At 65.0% G+C, this 15,966-nt stretch carries 20 protein-coding genes and 1 tRNA gene; 11 read left to right on the top strand and 10 right to left on the bottom strand.

Annotated features, from left to right (window positions below):
• Positions 1–44: 44 nt before the first annotated feature.
• Positions 45–2,198: a 4-alpha-glucanotransferase gene (malQ, locus tag JOE31_RS12060; protein ID WP_209744690.1), complete on the top strand. Its 2,154-nt coding sequence runs from the start codon at positions 45–47 to the stop codon at positions 2,196–2,198.
• A gap of 59 nt (positions 2,199–2,257) precedes the next feature.
• Here malQ and JOE31_RS12055 read toward each other — a convergent pair whose 3' ends face one another.
• From JOE31_RS12055 to JOE31_RS12040, 5 genes are all read right to left on the bottom strand, one after another.
• Positions 2,258–3,151, bottom strand: coding sequence for an HNH endonuclease (locus JOE31_RS12055; RefSeq protein WP_209744688.1), 894 nt, complete (start codon positions 3,149–3,151; stop codon positions 2,258–2,260).
• 58 nt (positions 3,152–3,209) lie between these two features.
• On the bottom strand, positions 3,210–3,581 hold the full coding sequence (locus JOE31_RS12050) for an STAS/SEC14 domain-containing protein (RefSeq protein WP_209744684.1): 372 nt from the start codon (positions 3,579–3,581) through the stop codon (positions 3,210–3,212).
• Between the two features lie 144 nt (positions 3,582–3,725).
• Entirely contained in the window at positions 3,726–4,196 is a 471-nt protein-coding gene (locus JOE31_RS21935; protein ID WP_354298636.1) for a hypothetical protein, read from the bottom strand.
• Positions 4,189–4,875: an FAD-dependent oxidoreductase gene (locus JOE31_RS21930; protein ID WP_354298637.1), complete on the bottom strand. Its 687-nt coding sequence runs from the start codon at positions 4,873–4,875 to the stop codon at positions 4,189–4,191. The genes JOE31_RS21935 and JOE31_RS21930 overlap by 8 nt, the downstream gene beginning before the upstream one ends.
• A gap of 45 nt (positions 4,876–4,920) precedes the next feature.
• Positions 4,921–6,225: a cyclopropane-fatty-acyl-phospholipid synthase family protein gene (locus JOE31_RS12040; RefSeq protein WP_209744682.1), complete on the bottom strand. Its 1,305-nt coding sequence runs from the start codon at positions 6,223–6,225 to the stop codon at positions 4,921–4,923.
• Positions 6,226–6,455: 230 nt separating this feature from the next.
• Here JOE31_RS12040 and JOE31_RS12035 point away from each other — a divergent pair, with 230 nt between their 5' ends.
• Positions 6,456–6,638: a hypothetical protein gene (locus JOE31_RS12035; RefSeq protein ID WP_209744679.1), complete on the top strand. Its 183-nt coding sequence runs from the start codon at positions 6,456–6,458 to the stop codon at positions 6,636–6,638.
• A 92-nt stretch (positions 6,639–6,730) separates the two neighbouring features.
• On the opposite strand, the gene JOE31_RS12030 is transcribed toward JOE31_RS12035, so the two are convergent.
• Both JOE31_RS12030 and JOE31_RS12025 read right to left on the bottom strand, forming a co-directional pair.
• A complete protein-coding gene (locus tag JOE31_RS12030; protein ID WP_209744677.1) occupies positions 6,731–6,922 on the bottom strand; it encodes a hypothetical protein in 192 nt (63 codons plus the stop codon).
• Positions 6,919–7,392 carry a hypothetical protein gene (locus JOE31_RS12025; RefSeq protein ID WP_209744674.1) on the bottom strand — a complete coding sequence of 158 codons (474 nt, stop codon included), beginning with the start codon at positions 7,390–7,392 and terminating at the stop codon, positions 6,919–6,921. The genes JOE31_RS12030 and JOE31_RS12025 overlap by 4 nt, the downstream gene beginning before the upstream one ends.
• Before the next feature lie 113 nt (positions 7,393–7,505).
• Here JOE31_RS12025 and JOE31_RS12020 point away from each other — a divergent pair, with 113 nt between their 5' ends.
• The 6 genes from JOE31_RS12020 to JOE31_RS11995 all read left to right on the top strand — a co-directional run bounded on the left by JOE31_RS12020 (position 7,506) and on the right by JOE31_RS11995 (position 11,547).
• On the top strand, positions 7,506–8,078 hold the full coding sequence (locus JOE31_RS12020) for a hypothetical protein (protein ID WP_209744672.1): 573 nt from the start codon (positions 7,506–7,508) through the stop codon (positions 8,076–8,078).
• Positions 8,079–8,206: 128 nt separating this feature from the next.
• Positions 8,207–8,947, top strand: coding sequence for an HNH endonuclease family protein (locus JOE31_RS12015; protein ID WP_209744669.1), 741 nt, complete (start codon positions 8,207–8,209; stop codon positions 8,945–8,947).
• A gap of 113 nt (positions 8,948–9,060) precedes the next feature.
• Positions 9,061–10,131: a hypothetical protein gene (locus JOE31_RS12010; protein WP_209744666.1), complete on the top strand. Its 1,071-nt coding sequence runs from the start codon at positions 9,061–9,063 to the stop codon at positions 10,129–10,131.
• A gap of 161 nt (positions 10,132–10,292) precedes the next feature.
• Entirely contained in the window at positions 10,293–10,853 is a 561-nt protein-coding gene (locus JOE31_RS12005) for a DUF2975 domain-containing protein (protein ID WP_245199639.1), read from the top strand.
• On the top strand, positions 10,853–11,089 hold the full coding sequence (locus JOE31_RS12000; RefSeq protein ID WP_374100838.1) for a helix-turn-helix domain-containing protein: 237 nt from the start codon (positions 10,853–10,855) through the stop codon (positions 11,087–11,089). The genes JOE31_RS12005 and JOE31_RS12000 overlap by 1 nt, the downstream gene beginning before the upstream one ends.
• A 35-nt stretch (positions 11,090–11,124) precedes the next feature.
• A complete protein-coding gene (locus JOE31_RS11995) occupies positions 11,125–11,547 on the top strand; it encodes a hypothetical protein (RefSeq protein ID WP_209744659.1) in 423 nt (140 codons plus the stop codon).
• Between the two features lie 107 nt (positions 11,548–11,654).
• On the opposite strand, the gene JOE31_RS11990 is transcribed toward JOE31_RS11995, so the two are convergent.
• Positions 11,655–11,737 (bottom strand) — tRNA-Leu (locus tag JOE31_RS11990).
• 165 nt (positions 11,738–11,902) lie between these two features.
• On the opposite strand from JOE31_RS11990, the gene JOE31_RS11985 reads away from it, so the two are divergent.
• Positions 11,903–13,207 carry a M20/M25/M40 family metallo-hydrolase gene (locus JOE31_RS11985; protein ID WP_209744656.1) on the top strand — a complete coding sequence of 435 codons (1,305 nt, stop codon included), beginning with the start codon at positions 11,903–11,905 and terminating at the stop codon, positions 13,205–13,207.
• A 45-nt stretch (positions 13,208–13,252) separates the two neighbouring features.
• Positions 13,253–14,416 carry an acyl-CoA dehydrogenase family protein gene (locus JOE31_RS11980; RefSeq protein WP_209744653.1) on the top strand — a complete coding sequence of 388 codons (1,164 nt, stop codon included), beginning with the start codon at positions 13,253–13,255 and terminating at the stop codon, positions 14,414–14,416.
• A 4-nt stretch (positions 14,417–14,420) separates the two neighbouring features.
• Here the strand turns inward: JOE31_RS11980 and JOE31_RS11975 are convergent, their stop codons facing one another.
• Positions 14,421–14,654, bottom strand: a complete 234-nt coding sequence (locus JOE31_RS11975; RefSeq protein ID WP_011692010.1) for a DUF5703 family protein — start codon at positions 14,652–14,654, stop codon at positions 14,421–14,423.
• Between the two features lie 39 nt (positions 14,655–14,693).
• Between JOE31_RS11975 and JOE31_RS11970 the strand changes: the two genes are divergently transcribed.
• Positions 14,694–14,960, top strand: a complete 267-nt coding sequence (locus JOE31_RS11970) for a hypothetical protein (protein ID WP_209744650.1) — start codon at positions 14,694–14,696, stop codon at positions 14,958–14,960.
• A 54-nt stretch (positions 14,961–15,014) separates the two neighbouring features.
• Here the strand turns inward: JOE31_RS11970 and JOE31_RS11965 are convergent, their stop codons facing one another.
• The gene (locus JOE31_RS11965) at positions 15,015–15,950 is read right to left on the bottom strand and encodes an aldo/keto reductase (RefSeq protein WP_209744647.1); all 936 of its coding nucleotides are present in this window, start codon (positions 15,948–15,950) and stop codon (positions 15,015–15,017) included.
• Positions 15,951–15,966: the final 16 nt, after the last annotated feature.

Below are 15,966 nucleotides of genomic sequence, written 5' to 3'. Positions count from 1 at the left end.
GCTGCTGCCGGTGCCGTAGCCCGGTGACCCCATAGAGTAGGGCCATGGCGGATGGAACGGAACAGGACCACACAGGAACAACAGACGAGCTGCTCCGCAAGCTGGCGGCAGTCCGCGGCGTAAGCACGTCTTTCCGCGGCTGGGACGGCATGGAACATCCCGTCGCGGCCGGCACGCTGCACAGCGTGCTGGCCGCGCTGGGGGACCGGACCGGGACACCGGAGGAGCTCCAAAACGCCCTTCGCGATGCGGAACTGGCGCCGTGGCGGAGGCTGCTGCCGCCGTCGGTCGTTTCCAGGGAGGGCCGGGAAATCCACGTTGCCGTCCATGTCCCGCACGGGACGCCGGTCAGTGTGTGGGCAGTGACGGAGGACGGCAACCGCGTGGACGCCGAGCAGCGCGACAACTGGGAAGATCCGCAGGAGGTGAACGGAGTCCTCACAGGCCGGGCGGCTTTCGCCCTTGGCGGCGATTTGCCCCTGGGCTGGCATACGCTCTACGCCGACGCTGCCGGGGAAGTAGGGGAATGTGCGCTGATCGTTACACCGGAGCGTCTGGGGACCAGCCGACGTCTGGAGTCCGAGCGCCACTGGGGCCTCACGGCCCAGCTGTATTCAGTCCGCTCGTCCCGTTCATGGGGCATCGGGGATTTCTCCGACCTCGTAGACCTGGCCGCGATTGCAGGAAAGGACGGTGCGGGTTTCGTCCTCGTGAACCCCCTGCACGCCGGGGAGCCCCGTCCACCCATCGAAGATTCACCGTATCTGCCCACCACCCGCCGTTTCTTCAACCCGCTCTACATCCGCGTTGAGGACGTGCCCGAGTATGCATATCTGGACCCGGCGTCCAGGGCCGGCATCGAAGACAACGCGGACCTGCTGCACGCCGCCAACACGGCGGACGGCCTCCTGGACAGAAACGCCAGCTATCAAGCCAAACTCCGGGCGCTTGAGCTCATCTTCAAAGTGCGTCGCAGCCCCGGCAGGGTCCGCATGTTCGACAACTTCTGCGAGGCGGAAGGCGAGGGACTGGACGACTTCGCCCTCTGGTGCACGCTCGCGGAGCGGCTTCCACCGACGGCGCCCGAATGGTCCGGCGAGGCTTCGTCACCGGACACCCCGTACTGCGACACCATAAGGGAAGCGCATGCGGAGCGGCTGGAGTTCTACCGCTGGATGCAGTGGATCTGCGATGAGCAGCTGGCCACCGCCCAGCGAACAGCTAAGGAATGCGGAATGGCCATCGGTATCGTCCATGATCTGGCAGTGGGCGTTAAGACAGCCGGGGCCGATGCCTGGATGCTTCGCGGCGTACTCGCCCAGGGCGTCACTGTCGGCGCCCCGCCGGACGTCTTCAACCAGCAGGGACAGAACTGGACCCAGCCGCCATGGCACCCCGGACAGTTGGCGGCGGCAGGCTACAAGCCGTACCGGGACATGCTCAGGACAGTACTCCGACACGCGGGCGGCATCCGCGTTGACCACATACTGGGCCTTTTCCGCCTGTGGTGGATTCCGGAGGGCGCCGGCCCGGACCAGGGCACATACGTGTACTACGACCATGAGGCCCTCATCGGCATCCTGGCCCTTGAGGCCCAGCGGGCCGGTGCGACTGTCGTCGGCGAGGACCTTGGCGTGTTCGAACCCTGGGTCCGTGACTACCTCACGGAGCGGGGCATCCTCGGCACATCCATCCTGTGGTTCGAACACAATGAAGCGGGCCCGCTGCCGCCCGAAGAATATCGCCAGCAGTGTCTGACCAGCGTCAACACTCATGACCTGCCCCCGACGGCTGGTTATCTCGCGGGGGAGCATGTCACGCTTCGCGAATCGCTGGGCCTGCTCCTGCGCCCGGTCGAAGAGGAACGGGCGGAGGCGGCAGCGGAGCAGGAGGCCGTGCTGGCCCTGGTCCGCGAACGGGGGCTGCTAGAGGATTCGTCGGCGGACGTTCAGCGCACGGTCGAGGCACTGTACGCCTTCACCGCCCTGACGCCGTCCGCCCTGTTGGGTGTTGCCCTCGTGGACGCCGTCGGGGAGACGCGCACGCAGAACCAGCCCGGAACGGACGCGGAGCACCCGAATTGGCGAATTCCGCTCGCGGGGCCCGAGGGGCCGGTACTGATTGACGACCTGCCGGATAACGCCCGGTTCAATTCGTTGGTCGGGGTGGTCCGGGATGCGTTGAAGCCGTCCGGTTAAGTGCTTCTCCCGCGGATTTCCACGTCCGGCCAGGCGGGTGTTGGTCATCGGGCCCGGGGTTATGACCCGGTATCCGGCCCGGGACGAGTTTCCGCGGGACCGAGGATCCGCAGTGCCTCCTGGTGCGACTCAAGTTCCCCAGGGCTCACCGGCCGACCCTGCATAAAGCCTGCGCCGGCCAGCATCCGGCGCAGTTCCGGGAGCGTTCGCGGGGTAGTCACGCCGAGGTGCGCCATGGCGTGACAGTTTGGACACAGGGGCACCAGATCCGTCACCGCATCCAGCCGGTAGCTGCTGTCCAGGAGCGAAACCGGCGCGGTGTGGTGCACGTCGATAAAGTCGATGCCGGCGTCTCCATAGGCGATTTCGAAGGAAAAGCCGCAGGCCGCACAACTCGTTCCGTACTGCGCGATGCAGGCACGTCTGGCCTCCGGATTTCGTTCGTACCGGTTCACCTCGACCTTGCTGACGGCCCACGCGGGGTAGGTCCCCGGCACCGGTAACGTGGACCCGGGGAGTGGCGGCGGTCCTTCCAGGCGCCAGAGGTCACGGATGCGGGCCTGCGCGGACGGCTCAAGGGCCTGCCCGTTGCGCACCCTGTTCCAGCGCAGCTCCGGAAGGGCGCCACTCAGAATTTCCTGCCCGATCTGGTCGCCCAGGGGCAGGAGCGAGTCGAATGTGACCATCACGGAAGGGGAGGGCGTCCCTCCGGCGGCTGCGGCAGACGACGCAGCCCAGGACTGCGCGCGGATCACCACGCCGTGCCCGAGCAGGCCGGGCCCGTGCTTTCCCTTAAGCAGCAGCCACGCGTCCCCGTTGGCGGGAACGCCGGCCGAGCGGCTAAATTGCCACTCGCCGTGAGCTTGGCCCGCGTCACTGACCTGCTCGACGACGGACGCGTAGTTCCAGTCGTTCCAGCGGTCCGGGTTCCACACCAGGAAGATGGCTGTCATGCGCCCATTCTCTCAGGGCAATGGCAGGACAGACCCGCCGGTTCTCTGACGGGACAGGTCATCCGTTGATGGTTTGAAGCCACTTCAGTGCTTCGTCCTCGTCCGTGAAGTATTCACTCGGGCAGGCCGGCAACGGCAGCCCGAGTAGTCCATGGGCGATGACGCGGTCCACTGGGGTACTGCCCAGGATGGCGAAGGCACTGACAGTGGCTGCAGCGCTGTAGACACTGATCGCTTCCCGGCTGACTGAGCCCACACCTGTGATGTCCAGCAGCACCCCGCCGCGGGCGCCCCCGGTCAAGGCCAGCAGCTGTTCCCGGGTGCGGATTCCGTCCTCTTCCGTGACCCGGGCGCCGGGCCGCAGCGTGATGCGCGATACTCCCTCGCGAAGGTGGCCCACGCAGACGTTGGCCTCGGTGTTGTTTGTCATTGGTTCCCCCGGGCGGGGCAGTACTCAACGCAGCCGGACGGCTGCAATTTTCCCCGGCACCTCAGGGCCGGGAAACCTGCCCCGGCGTCAATCTAACGGGACCCGGCGTCATTGTCCATCAACCACGCAGGTCCCTTCAGGACGTCATCTGCGGGGGAAGACATGATGCTCCAGCACATGGTCCGCGATCGCCATCGCGGAGGTCGCTGCCGGGGAGGGTGCGTTCCGCAGGAGGGTCACCGGTCCCATCTCCTCGATCGCGAAGTCGTCGAGGAGGCTCCCGTCCAGTGACCATGCTTGCGCGCGGACGCCGGCGGCAGTCTTCGCCGTCAGGTCGTCCATGTGAAGTTCGGGGATGAACCTGCGTGCCTGCCGGAAATACAGCGGCTTGATCAGGGAGGCGGCGATCTCCTGCGCGCCCATCCGCCAGTGTTTCCGCGCCAGCGCCAGGGCGCCGGGCCACATGATCGACGCAGCAGTGTCCTTGAAGGACACATTGCTCCAGCGATAGCCCTCCCGGGCCAGGGCAGGCACGGCGTTTGGGCCCACATTGATGGTGTCGTAGACGCCGCGGGTGAAGTGGACGCCCAGGAAGGGGAAGCGGGGATCAGGCACCGGGTAAATCATGCCCCTGACCAAGTGTTGTTTCGCGGCTGACAGGTCCCAGTACTCTCCGCGGAAGGGCAGGATTTTGGGCGCAGGCGATCAGTCGATCGAAGGTGAATTCGGCGTGGCTGGTGGTGACACGCACCTTGCCGCGTTCGGTCGTGACCGAGACGGCTTCGTGGCCCAGCATGATCCGCCCGCCGGCAGAACGGATATCCTCGGCCATGGACTCCGTGATGGCAGCAAAGTCGACGACGGCGGTATGCGGCGAGTGGAGTGCTGCTACGCCGGCGACGTGGGGTTCGACGTCGCGCATCGCATCGGCACCGAGGCGGCGCAGCCCGGGCACGCTGTTTGCGAGCGAACGGCTTTCGATGTCTGCAAGGGCCGGAAGCTCATCCTCCGTAACGGCAACGACGAGCTTGCCCAGTTCCCGGTACGGCAGGTTCCTCTCCCGGCAGTAGTCCCGGGTAAGCACCCGGCCGCGTTGGCACAGCATGGCTTTTAGTGATCCCGGGGCGTAGTAGAGGCCTGCGTGCACCACGCCGGAGTTATGCCCCGTTTGGTGCGCGGCAACCCGCTGCTCCTTTTCCAGGACTGTGACGTCCGCCAGCCCGCGGCTGCTGAGGGCGCGTGCAATCGCGATTCCGACGATGCCGCCCCCAATAATGCCTATCTGTTCAGTCATTGGTCAGGCACTTCCGGCGGTCCGTCTTCAGCAGAGGCAGGATCATCACATCCATGCGTTCCGCCGCAGCGGGGGCTCGGTCCCGCCAGGACGCTGTACGAGCACTTGGTTGACGCCGGTCAAGCCGTTCTCGAAGCCCAGCGCACTGGCGGCCATGTAAAGCCTCCACACACGTGCCCGCCCGGGGCTGCTGGCGCGCACGGCCTCATCCCAGTGCTCCTCCAGGTTACGCACCCAGGCGCGGAGGGTCAGGGCGTAGTGTCGCCGCAACGCCTCGACGTCGAGCACTTCGAATCCGCCGGACTCAAGCGCACCGATCATGTCCGCGAGGCTGAGCATTTCGCCGTCGGGGAAGACGTAACGGGGTATGAACGAATCCGGGTCCGGGCTCGTTGGGCCCGCGTTCCACGAGATGGCGTGGTTAAGCAGCCTGCCGCCGGGCCGCAGAAGGTCGTGGAGCCGGGAGACGTAACTGGAGATCTGCTCGCGGCCGACGTGTTCGGACATGCCGATCGAGCTGATCGCATCGAACGGCCCGTCGTCCACGTCGCGGTAGTCCTGGACCCGGATGTCCACGCGATCCGTCAGGCCGGCGTCGGCCACGCGCTTGCAGGCCAGCCCTGCCTGCTCGTTGGAAAGCGTTACGCCGACGACGTCGACGCCGAAGCGCTGGGCAGCGTGCAGCGCGAAGCTGCCCCAGCCGCAGCCGACGTCCAGTACACGCATGCCGGGCTGCAACCCCAGTTTGCGGCAGACCAGGTCGATTTTGGTTTCCTGGGCGGCTTCGAGGCTGTGGGCCTGGTCAGCATCTTTGTCAGTTTTGTCGTTCCACACAGCGCATGAGTAGACCATCGACGGGCCAAGAACCAGGGCGTAGAAATCGTTGCCCACGTCGTAGTGGTGCGAGATGGCTGCCGCGTCGCGGCTCTTCGAATGGCGCCGGCCCTGTCGATGCACCTTGGATTCTTCCGGCGGCGGAGCAGGATTCGGGCCGATCGCGCCGACCCGGATCGCGGTGCTGGTCAGGGTCCACATTTCCTTTGCGGTCAAAGGGGGAAAGGGCCCGGGCTCAGCGAACTTTCCCGCCGAGCTCAGCGCGGCGAAGCTGGCGAAAATGTCGCCCGGCGCGTCAATGTCCCCGGCGACATAGGCCCGGCTGAGGCCGAGCTGCCCGGGCGACCAAAGCATGCGGCGCAAGGCCCGCCGGGAACGGAATTCCATCACGGGGGCGTCGTCCGGGCCGGCCTCCGAGCCATCCCAGGCGCGCAACCTTAGCGGGATCCCTTCCGTACCGAGGACGATGGCCAGCGCTTCGGCCAGCCGTGCTGCCACACCCGTTGTCTTCGCCATGTACGTTGCCTCTCATCCGAACTGGAAGTGCTGCCTGCCCTTTCCTCATCCCACGGTTGCGTGAGGGTCTCTGCCCGCCCTCAAGCGCACGTGTAGTTGTTCAATCTATGATGCAACCCCCGCCGATGTCTTGGGCCGAACGACACCTCTCACTTTCCAGCACAAAAATGATCGACCTGCGGGCAAATTGAGAGGAGGATTAAAGGGCATTCACTATGAGGAGGTCAGTGATGTGCTATCCGTATAACAAGGAATTCCGGAGGGATATTCGGAAAGACGAGTTGCGGGAACCGGAAAAACAGCCCGAACCGCGGGTGGAGGCCAAGGACTTCAAGTTCTGGGCTTTCCCGCGCCGGGAACGGAAGTTCACAGGCTCAGAACCGGTGGTTGACCGCACTCCCGAGAAGGTCTAGGCGAACCTGGGCCAAGGTAGGCAAAGGCCCCGCATGTGCGGGGCCTTTGCCTTGCCTGTGGTTTGCCGTTCCCCGGGTTTCCGGGCTTTAGCCTAGAGGTCTTCTTTGGAGAGTGCCTTGGTCTCAGCCGGAGTGGGGCGGCCCAATCGTTCGTCGAGCGCCACACGGAGCTTTGCTGCGGCAACCTGGACCCTGTGCTCGGAAGGGGTCAGCTGCCGGCCGCGGGACGTGGAGACGTGGCGGGGTGTCCGGGATTTCTTCTGCTCCGGCGTGCTGGTGCTCATGGCCTTCCCTCCTCCATTCGGTCGGTGCTCGTGGTTCCATTGTCGCCGATTGGTTCCCCGGAGTCCACGGCTTCGACGCCCTCGTCCCACGTTCCCTCGCCGCCGTTGGCCTCTGTCACCGATTGCCACGCGATGTCCAGGAGCTCAAGTTCCTCTTCACGGGCAAGGTCGCTCCGGGCCAGGACCGCAAGGGACGCCAGGCCGAGGGCTTTTGCATCCTCATCTGCCTCCAAGGCCTTGTCCAACGCCCACTGTGTGCGCTTCCACCACTCGGCGCGGTCGTCAGCCCGGGTTCTTTGCCTCAGGGCCTGAGCATCCGCGACGGCTTTTTGCCGCAGTGTCCGCCAGCCAATGAACGCGGCCAGGACGGCACCGGCCAGGACTGCCAGGGGGCCAAGCGCGGCAACGATCTGCCACCATTCGGCAGGGGCCGAAACTGCGGCTTCAAGCGGGACCCGGGACAACTTCACATAGTCAGCCTAGGCCTTGGCCTAGAGTGTGGCCGGCATTTGAACGGCCGCAGCAGCGAGTCTCCTGAGCCGGTGCACCGTTGACCGGTACCGTTGTTTCGGGGGGGCATGACATGGAGAGCAGCGTTACGGACCGGCTGTGGGACAAGGACGTGCAGGAGTTCATTTCTGCCTGCCGGCAGGAGAAACTAAGCGACATTGCGTTGGACCACAGAGCCGGGGCCGACGGGCGGGCGCTGCTAACCGTCTCGGCCACTTACCGGTCCCGGAAAGGGCGCATCGTGCCCGTCGGTTACCGGTGGGCGGATTCACGGTCAGGCCTGGCCGCCGAGGTTTACGCCGGAAAGGCAAAAGCACCGGCGGGCGTGGCGCTTGACGGACTGTTCCGGGTCGCACTGAGGGCGGGCCTGTGGGCTGAGCGGCGACACGTTGCCTTCGCGCTTCTGGCGGTCACTGACGTTCAGTCAAAGGCCGACGGCGTCAGCAGCCGTTTGCAGCTTGAGTACCTGAAGGTGCTTGGCGGCAAGGAACCGGATTTCGCAATGACGTCGTGGTCGGGCCGGGATGACTCGCCCGAGGTTCCGGATCGAAAGACACTTCTTGCCCGAGCGCGCGAGCTGACGATGCAGACCCTCAACGACCTCGCCTACTTGTACGGCACCCGCACGGGGCAGGACGCGCCGTAGGCTCATGCCGGGGTGGGCACAGCGCGGCGGTGTCGCCGGGTCCCTGGACAGCTGTGACCGGCACCATCGCTTGGCCTGCAGCGCCGGCGCATGCCACGACGGTAGCCTGAGCTGCAACTTCCGCATCAATGAAGGACAAGACGATTCCACGCCGCAGTTCCAAAGCACTGACCCTTGTGACCGCTGTACTTCTGTTGGGGGGTGTTGCCGGTTGCGGGGCCGTGGAGTCGGCCGGGACTGCCGTCGCTGAAGCCGTCCGCAGAGCTGTCCCGTCCGTTGGCTCAGACAAGCCGGCCGGGAACCCGGCGGACATTTCAGCTGCCATAGCCCGGCTTGCCGCCATTCCTGTTAAGGGGCGCGCGCCGAAAACCGGCTACAACCGTGAGCAGTTCGGCCCTGCCTGGGCTGACGTGGACAACAATGGCTGCGACACACGGAACGACATCCTTGCCCGCGACCTGACCGGAGAGACGTTTAAACCCGGCACGCACGACTGCGTTGTCGCCACCGGGACGCTGGCTGATAAGTACACGGGCAAGACGATCCGGTTCGTTCGCGGCGCCGACACCAGCTCGGCGGTCCAGATAGACCACATCATTCCGCTGTCGCTGGCTTGGCAGACCGGCGCCCAGCAGATCAGTGAAGAACAGCGAAAGCAGCTTGCCAACGATCCGTTGAACCTCATGGCGGCCGACGGTCCGGCAAACTCAGCCAAAGGTGACAAGGACGCGGCCACTTGGCTCCCGCCTAACAAGGCTTTCCGGTGCGAATACACGGCCCGGATGACCGCAGTGAAGGCCAAGTACAAGCTGTGGGTCACGCGGCCCGAACACGACGCGATCCAAGGCATCCTGGCCGCCTGCGCGTGATCCCGGGGATGCGCCGCCCGGTACTTTCGACTCTGGGGCGCAGCGCCCTCATGGCACCACACTGATGCCATGAGTGGTTGCCCCGGCGGCGGGCGGGCTCGGAAAGGAACCCCATGCCTGGTCCCCGCTCCCGGCCTACGCGAAGCGGCGTAACGCTCGTGGCCATGCTGGCCCTGTTCCTCTCCGCGTGCGGTCAGCCCGGGGCCCGGAGCGGGCCGTCGTCGGGCCCACTGTCCGGCTCGCGCAGCCCGGCGTGCGAACTCATTACCCCGGAGATTGCTGCGAAGGCAATACCCGGGCTTGTGCCGGTTGGCCAAAACACCCCCGACAGGCCGATGGGAAGCAAGGCCTACCTGTGCACTTATTCGAGCAAGTCCGCCACGGGTATGACGGCCTTGTCGGTGGCCCTCATATCTCCCGCATCAGCCGCCGACATCTCCAAGGCCAGGTCGACGTCGGACTGCTCACCTGTCACAGGCATCGGCGACTTTGCATGCCTGCAGTGGACGGGCTATTTCCGCGGGGAGGCCGGAGGCGCGTCCGCGAACGTTGTCCTGACGGCAGTACGGGGTAACGAGACCCTCGAGATGCCCTACGTGACCGGACCCCCCACGGCCGGGGGCGACGTCCCCGACGGCGATGCAATGGCCCGTGCGCTCTCGCAGGCGGCAGTGGACGCCGGCTGGGGCAACGGCACCGCACTTAGCGTCCCTGCGGCTCCGCCCGTGGGTCCGCCGGCCACGACGAACAACGCGGTCTGTGCCCTGATCAGTCCCGATCAGGTCAAGGAGGCATTCGGGGCGAAGACCCGGCCGCAGGTCCTCCCTCGCGAGGTCAGTTGCCGGTACACGTTCGGCGACCTGGGCACCCCTGGCCCGGACTCGCTCATCTTCTCGATCGAAGTCCTGAAGGGCGCGGCTTCGGCCCTGGCCGGGCCCGGCATTCACGGCGAGCCGCTCGACGGCATCGGGGATAGGGCGTCCTTCGCCATGAGCACCGAACCCGCCGGCCCGAAGTCCCTCCGTCCCGCCGGTGACGTGCCGATCACAAACCTGTCCGTCATGGTGGTCAGGGGCCAGAACCTCGCGACATTCAACGCGCAGGTCCTGATCTCCCCGACGGGGCCTTCGGCCGGGCAGACGAAGACCCAACTCATTAACCTCGTGCGCGGCGTCGAGTTCTAACCCGCTCCGTGGCGAAAGTGGCCGCACACGGAAGATTATCGATTATCGTTATTAACGGCAGCCGATAAGCCATTGGGGGAATAATGCAGGCAACGCAAGATCAAAGCCGGCCGCGGCACGGATGGAAGACCATAGTCTCCAAGAAGGAGGCAGTCTTCGTGATGATCGCGTCGGCCGCCGGCGCGGTCGTCACGACCGTCCTGTCCGTAGCCGGCATCATCGGGTATTTCACCGGGCCGGTCACACTGGAGTTGCCGGTGGCTGCAAGGGACCAGGCGGTCTCCGGGCTGGAACTGGAATCCACTGGGCGGTACACGTCGCTGGAAGCCACCGTTCCCCAGCTCCCGGTCGGGCCCGCCGAGCTCCTGGCCTGGGGAAGCGCGCTGACCCAGATTGGCGTCCTGGCCATCCTGGCCTTGGTGTTCGTGCTGGCCCACCGGCTTCGCAGCGCGACCCTCTTCACTGCAAAATCCGTAGGGGTGGTGGGCGCATGCGGGGCAGTCATCGCCGTGGCGGGCACTCTTGGGCAGATCCTCGACGGCTGGGCATTGAACCGGGTGGCGGAGATGATCGCTGCAAACGGGCGCACCCCGGGGGCGTCCTACGTTTTCTCAGCTGAGATCAACCTTGCCCCCTTGACGCTTGGCCTGGTTATGGTGCTCGTTGCCGGGGTCTTTCAGTACGGCCGCCGCCTCCAGCTGGAGACCGAGGGACTGGTCTGATGCCGGCAGATGACGAGGCTTCGGATATTCACTGCCGCCTCGATGAGCTGCTCGAGGAGCGGGGGATGACCCTGACGGAGCTGAGTAAACAGGTCGGCGTGTCCTTGGTTAACCTGTCGGTGCTCAAGAACGACCGGGCGCGGGCAATCCGGTTTTCCACCCTGACGGCGATCTGCGACGCGCTGGATTGCCAGGTGGGGCACCTGCTGGTGACGAGCCGGGTATCCTCCGGCTAAGAGGGAGGCCGGGCCTCACGATTCCTGGGGGAAAAATGTCACGTGTATTGAAACTGGCTGTTGCCATGGCGCTGGTGCTGCTGATCGCCTCGTGCGCCAGGCCGTCCATCGAGGAGATGGGGAGGAGTGCCATCCGTGAAAAGGCCGCCGAGGGCAGAGACTGGTTTGTGAAGTTTACGGCAGCCACGGACGTCGGGAACAGGGCGCTGGTCGCCTCAAAGCTGGAAGGCGTGGGCGATCCTTACGCCTTCGGCTGGGACCCCGAGGGAGACTTCTTTACCGACCATTATTATCGCGAACACCTGACAACCAGCGGCGGCTGGTGGGGAGAGCAGCGCACCGTCAGCGCCTGCGTCCGGTTCGAGATGAATTTAGGATCGGTGATTTCGACATCCATCGACTGCCCTGATGAGCCGCGGTTCTCCGAGTACACGGATGAGTGGGTTGTCGTGGCGTGACAGCAGCTGGCTGTAAGCCACAGCTGCACCATGCGTTGATTCCCCTTCGCGTGTAAGGAGAAAGAAAAAAACCCCAGGAATCCGTGGATTCCTGGGGTTTTCCCTTGTGCGCGGAGGGGGACTTGAACCCCCACCCCCTTTCGAGGACTAGCACCTCAAGCTAGCGCGTCTGCCATTCCGCCACCCGCGCAGGTGGTAATTCGGAGATCGTTTCCGCCTTTCAGCGTTTTGGATTTCTCCGAAGCAGCGAGAAAGACTCTAGCACGACTTTTCGGGAAACAAATAATCGAGGCTCGGAGGGGGCTTGTGGGTAGGCTGAAACCAACAATCACGCGGCCCCCACGAGGAGTGAAACATGACTGAAATACGCCCCGAGGACGAAGTTGTCAGGATCTGCCAGGAACTGATCCGGATCGACACTTCGAACTACGGCGACGGAACAGGTCCCGGGGAGCGCGCGGCTGCGGAATACACCGCCGGCCTCATCACCGAAGTGGGGCTGGACGCGGAGATTTTTGAATCGGCGCCGGGCCGGGCCAACGTCGTCACGCGAATTACGGGGGAGGACCCCTCCGCGAGCGCCCTGGTGGTCCACGGGCACCTGGACGTCGTGCCCGCCCTCCGGGATCAGTGGTCAGTCGACCCTTTCGGAGCCGAACTCAAGGACGGCCTGATCTGGGGACGCGGTGCCGTGGACATGAAGGACATGGACGCCATGATCCTCGCTGTCATGCGGAACTTTGCCCGGACCGGACGCAAGCCCAAGCGGGACCTGATCTTTGCGTTCTTCGCCGACGAGGAGGCCGGCGGCACCTACGGCGCCCGTTACGCCGTCGAAAACCGGCGTGAACTCTTCGACGGCGCCACCGAGGCCATCTCGGAAGTCGGCGGCTTCTCCGCCACCATTGGCGGACAACGGACCTACCTCCTGCAGACCGCGGAAAAGGGGCTGTCGTGGCTGCGCCTGGTGGCCCACGGCCGCGCGGGCCACGGCTCGCAGATCAACACCGACAATGCCGTAACGCGCCTCGCCAGCGCCGTGTCCCGCATTGGCGAGTACCAGTGGCCGGTGGAACTGACGCCCACCACCAGGCAGTTCCTCGACGGCGTGACGGAACTCACGGGCGTGGAATTCGATCCTGACGATCCGGAGAAGCTCCTCAAAGAGCTCGGAACCGTTGCGCGGTTCGTGGGAGCCACACTTCAGAACACCACCAACCCCACCCTCCTCAAAGGCGGCTACAAGCACAACGTCATTCCCGAGTCGGCGGAGGCCCTGGTGGATTGCCGGACACTTCCGGGCCAGGAGCAGCAGGTACTGGAGATCGTCAAGGAGCTCGCAGGTACCGGCGTCGACGTTTCGTACGTCCACAACGATGTGTCGCTTGAGGTGCCGTTTGCCGGGAACCTGGTGGACTCCATGATCGATGCCCTGCACTCCGAGGATCCAGGCGCCAAGGTCCTTCCCTACACCCTGTCCGGCGGCACGGACAACAAGTCCCTGAGCCGGCTGGGCATCACCGGGTACGGCTTCGCCCCGCTGCAACTCCCGGATGAGCTCGATTTCACCGGCATGTTCCACGGCGTGGACGAGCGGGTGCCCGCGGATTCCCTCAAGTTCGGCGCCAGGGTTCTGGACAGGCTCCTGACCAACTACTGAATCACTCCGCAGCCGACAGCCACAGCAGCCCCCGAAAGCCAGGCCATGACACCGGAACAGATCCTCACCGAACCCCTGCTGGACCGTATCCGCGGCCGTGCCGCCCGCTATGACCGGGAGAACCGGTTCTTCACTGAGGACCTGGAGGAACTCGCTGCTGCCGGCTATCTCAAGATCTTTGTGCCGGCGGCCGACGGCGGCCTGGGCCTTGGTCTCGCCGCGGCAGCCCAGCTGCAAAGGAGGCTGGCGACGGCGGCCCCGGCCACCGCGCTGGCGATCAACATGCATTTGGTGTGGACCGGCGTCGCACATGTCCTCGCCGCCCGCGGCGATTCCTCCCTGGACTTTGTCCTCCGGGAGGCATCGCAGGGGGAGATCTTCGCCTTCGGGAACTCTGAAGCCGGCAACGACTCAGTGCTGTTCGATTCCCGGACCCGCGCAACCCCGCACCCGGACGGGAGCTACAGCTTCACCGGGCGGAAGATCTTCACCAGCCTGTCCCCGGTGTGGACAAGGCTCGGCATCTTCGGCAAGGACGGTTCAGCCAGGGACGGCGAGGGGGAACTGGTGCACGGCTTCCTTAGCAGGGAGTCCGACGGCTACGACATCCTGGAAGACTGGGACACCCTGGGAATGCGTGCGAGCCAGTCAAACACCACGGTCTTGGACGGTGCTTTGGTGCCCGCGGACCGGATCTTCCGAAAACTGCCGGTGGGGCCAAACGCGGACCCTTTGATCTTCGCGATCTTCGCATGTTTTGAGACCTTGTTGGCTGCCGTCTACACCGGTCTCGGTGAGCGTGCGCTGGCCCTGGGCGTTGAGGCCGTCAAACGCCGGACGTCCTTCAAGAACGATGGACGCACTTACGCTCAGGATCCCGATATCCGTTGGAAAGTTGCGGAAGCCGCCATGGCAATGGATGCCTTGTATCCCCAGCTTGCAGAGCTCTCGCGGGACGTTGATGGCCTGGTGGATCACGGCAGCCAGTGGTTCCCGCGGCTGGTGGGCCTCAAGGTCCGGGCCACGGAAACGGCGCGCACGGTTGTGGACCTCGCAATCCGGGTCTCGGGGGGATCCAGCTACTTCCGGGGGTCCGAACTGGAACGGTTGTACCGTGACGTGCTGGCCGGGATGTTCCACCCCTCGGATGACGAGTCCGCACACAACACCGTGGCCAACGCGTGGCTGGGCCCGCTGGCCACTCCGTAGCGCGTTAAACCGTGCGTTGCACCTGGATGACTTTGCGGCGCAACCAGAAGCGCCTGCCGCCGCCTACGTAAAGCCGGCTGCGCTCCAGCTCCCACTTGCCGTATTCGGAATGCTCAACAAGGCGCCGACGCGCTTCCGGAAGGGAATCCTCAGGGCCGACCGTCAGTACCAGGTACTCGTACTGCCTCGCGTAGTCCCGCTCCCGCTGGACTGAACTGCTCAGAAAATGTTCTTTCATTGCTCTCCATTTTCGTCCTTTTCCGGCTAACGTGAAGTCATGAGCATCGATCCGCGTGTCGCGCTTCAGTCCCTGACCACAGCCCTGGAAGAACACCTGATCGCAGCCTCCGCACGGCGGGGCGAGGGAGACCCAACCGTCGAAGCGGCGTTCTTTGCCGTTGCCGATGCTTTCGAAGTCTACGACGATTCCCTTTATGAGGCTTACGGCGAGGTTACCCCGCTAGAGGTCATCGAGGACGTGGACGACGAAGACGAAGAAGAGGAAGCCGAGGACGACGAAGATCTGGAGATCGTCGAGGATTAGTCGGGTTCCGGGCGCCACGATTCAGACGCCGGACAGCCTGCTCCCTCCGGAGCTTTAATCCACCGCGGAAACGTCTTCCAGCGCCCGCGCGATTTCCGCAGGCACGTGTGTCAGTTGCGAATCAAGGATCTCCTTGAGCTGCACGGGAGACCTGGCCCCCACGATCGCGGTCGCCACTCCGTGCTGTGAGAGCAGCCAGCTCAGGGCAACATCGATTGACGACCGACCCAGTCCCCGGGCGGCCATCGCAACCGCTTCCACGATCCGGGACGCAGGCTCCTCAAGATAGGGCTCAACGTAGCCGGCCAGCCTCTTCTGTGCCGCCCGGGAATCCGCCGGTATGTGCCCGCGGTACTTCCCGGTAAGCACCCCGCGGCCAAGGGGCGCCCAGGCAAACAGTCCCAGGCCGGCGTCCTCGATGGCGGGGATGAGCTCTGATTCAGGCTTCCGCTGCAGCAATGAGTATTCCGTCTGGCTCGCCACGATCGGGAAGCCGGCCACGGCCGCGGCCTTGGCCGTCTGCCACCCGCTGAAGTTCGACACTCCCGCATAGCGGGCGCGGCCCGTGCGTAGTGCGAACTCGAGGGCTGAGAGAGTCTCTTCCAAGGGGACATTCGCGTCCCAAGCCTGCGCAAACCAGACGTCGACATAGTCTGTGCCGAGCCGGGCAAGGCTGGCATCCAGCCCGGAGAGCATGCCGTTACGTGAGGTGTCGACGCTGCGCCGGCCGTCCGACGTCGAAATTCCTGCCTTGGTGGAAATCACCACTTCCGAGCGGGAGACGACGTCACCCAGCATGGAACCCAGGAGGGCCTCCGCCTGGCCATCGGAGTAGGAGGCGGCGGTATCGATCAAGGTCCCGCCGGCGTCAACGAACGACCGCAGCAGTTCGGAGGCATCCTGCTCATCCGTCTCCCGTGCCCACGACATCGTTCCTAGGGAGAGTGAGGACACGCGCAACCCACTGTTGCCGACATAACGCTGCTGCATAGCAGTTAGCTTACGG

The sequence above is a fragment of the Arthrobacter sp. PvP023 genome, assembly GCF_017832975.1.
Taxonomy (GTDB): Bacteria; Actinomycetota; Actinomycetes; order Actinomycetales; family Micrococcaceae; genus Arthrobacter.
The sequence above is the reverse complement of the archived record's forward strand: the minus strand, read 5'-3'. Positions and strand labels throughout refer to the sequence as shown.